Genomic DNA, 1,956 nt, shown 5'->3' with positions numbered 1-1,956 from the left:
GCCGGCCCGCTCGCGCTGGCTCGCACGCGACGCGCCCAGACCGCCCGCCTGCTGCTCGATGCGACCGAGCTCCCGGTCGGTGAGATCGCGTTCGCGGCAGGCTTCGCCAGCCTGCGTCAGTTCAACGACACGATGCGCGAGCACTTCGGGGTGCCGCCGCGTGAGCTGCGGCGCCGCCCGGTGCGTGACGTCCCGGGCAACGGTGCGCTCACGCTGCGCCTCGCGGTCCGTCAGCCGTACGCCGCAGCCGCGCTCGTCGGATGGCTGGGTCGGCATCTGGTGGCTGGCCTGGAAGACCTCGACGGCAACGTCTACCGGCGCATTTTGCCGGGCGGCGCGGTCGCGTCCCTGCGCATCGAGCCCGACGGGGTGACGCTCACCACCGCGGTCGACGACGTACGCGCCCTGCCCGACGCCGTCACCCGCTGCCGCCGACTGGTCGATGCGGACGCCGATCCGCTGGCGGTCGACGAGCTGCTCGGCCGCGACAAGATGCTCGCCCCGATGGTGCGAGCGCGACCCGGATTGCGGGTGCCCGGAGCCACGGACGGCTTCGAGCTTCTGATCCGTACAGTGCTGGCACAACAGGTCTCGCTGCGCGCCGCGCACACGTTCGCAAGCCGGCTCGTGCAGACCTACGGAAAGCCGCTCGACTCGCCGACCGGCACCCTCACGCACCGGTTTCCGACCGCGGAGGTCCTGGCCGAGGCGTCCTTCGAGGGAGTGGGGCTCACCGCGGCACGGCGGCGAACCATCCGAGCCGCCGCCGCCGCGCACGCCGCAGGCGCGTTGACCCTCGACCCGACCGCGGACCGGGACGCCACCCGTCACCAGCTGCTCGCGCTGCCCGGCGTCGGGCCGTGGACCGCGGAGTACGTCGCGATGCGCGCACTCGCCGACCCGGACGCCTACCCGGCGAGCGATCTGGTGCTTCAGCGACGCGTAAGCGCGTCTCACACCGACCGATGGCGACCCTGGCGGGCCTACGCCGCCATGCACCTTTGGACCGACTACCTCACGGAGGAGACCCGATGAACCTCGATGCGACCACGATCGCGACGCCGGTCGGCGACCTGACCCTGATCGCGCGCGACGGTGTCGTGGTCGCAGCCGGATTCGCGAGCGTTGAGACGATGGCACTTCGCGTCGGTGACCGGCCGGTGAGGACCAAGCGCGACCTCGGCCAGCTGTCGAAGTCCGTCAAGCGCTACGTCGCCGGCGAGGTCACGGCACTGGACGACCTCGCGGTCGAGCAGCCCGGCAGCGGGTTCTTCCAGCTGGCCTGGAAGGTGATGCGCGAAGTGCCCGCCGGCGAGACGATCAACTACTCCGAGCTCGCGGAGCGCGCCGGCCAGCCGCGCGCGGTGCGTGCCGCGGGAAGCGCTTGCGCGCGGAACCTGATCGCGCCGATCGTGCCGTGCCACCGCATCCTGCGAACCGGGGGCGCCCTCGGTGGCTACTACTACGGCTTGGACCGCAAGCGCTGGCTGTTGGAGCACGAGCGCCGTCACGCCACCGCCTGACGGGCGGCGCCCGCGCTTCGAGTAGGAATGCGAGATGGACCTCAGCGAGGTGTTGCGGCGCCGCCGGATGGTGCGGCACTTCGACGGACGGCCGATCGATCCCGCCGCGGTCGAGCGGATCGTTGCCGCCGGGCTGCGCGCACCCTCGGCGGGCTTCGCGCAGGGCTACGCGTTGCTGATGCTCACTGAGGAAGCAGACCGGCAGATGTTCTGGGATGCCACCGCGATCGACCAGACCGCTGCCAGCTGGTCACCGACCACACGGGCCGGCGTCGGGCGAGCGCCCGTGGTCGCGGTGACCCTGTCGTGCAAACGGGCCTATCTCGATCGGTACGCGCGCGAGGACAAAGGGTGGACCGATCGCGACGAAGCACGATGGACCGTGCCGTACTGGCACGTCGACACCGGAATGGTCGCGTTGCTGATGCTGCTC

General features: G+C 71.5%; 3 protein-coding genes. All 3 read left to right on the top strand.

Annotation, left to right across the window (positions count from 1 at the left end; all coding sequences use genetic code 11):
- A partial coding sequence (locus tag VG899_02090) for an AlkA N-terminal domain-containing protein (protein HWA65145.1) occupies positions 1 to 1,035 on the top strand: 1,035 nt, incomplete at its 5' end.
- The gene (locus VG899_02085) at positions 1,032 to 1,523 is read left to right on the top strand and encodes a methylated-DNA--[protein]-cysteine S-methyltransferase (GenBank protein ID HWA65144.1); all 492 of its coding nucleotides are present in this window, start codon (positions 1,032 to 1,034) and stop codon (positions 1,521 to 1,523) included. The genes VG899_02090 and VG899_02085, both read left to right, overlap by 4 nt.
- Before the next feature lie 34 nt (positions 1,524 to 1,557).
- On the top strand, positions 1,558 to 1,956 hold a 399-nt coding region (locus VG899_02080; GenBank protein ID HWA65143.1), incomplete at its 3' end, for a nitroreductase family protein.

It is taken from the genome of Mycobacteriales bacterium, assembly GCA_035550055.1.
Taxonomy (GTDB): domain Bacteria; phylum Actinomycetota; class Actinomycetes; order JAFAQI01; family JAFAQI01; genus DASZTV01.
Note: the sequence above shows the minus strand (reverse complement) of the source record. Positions and strands in the feature narration are given on the sequence as shown.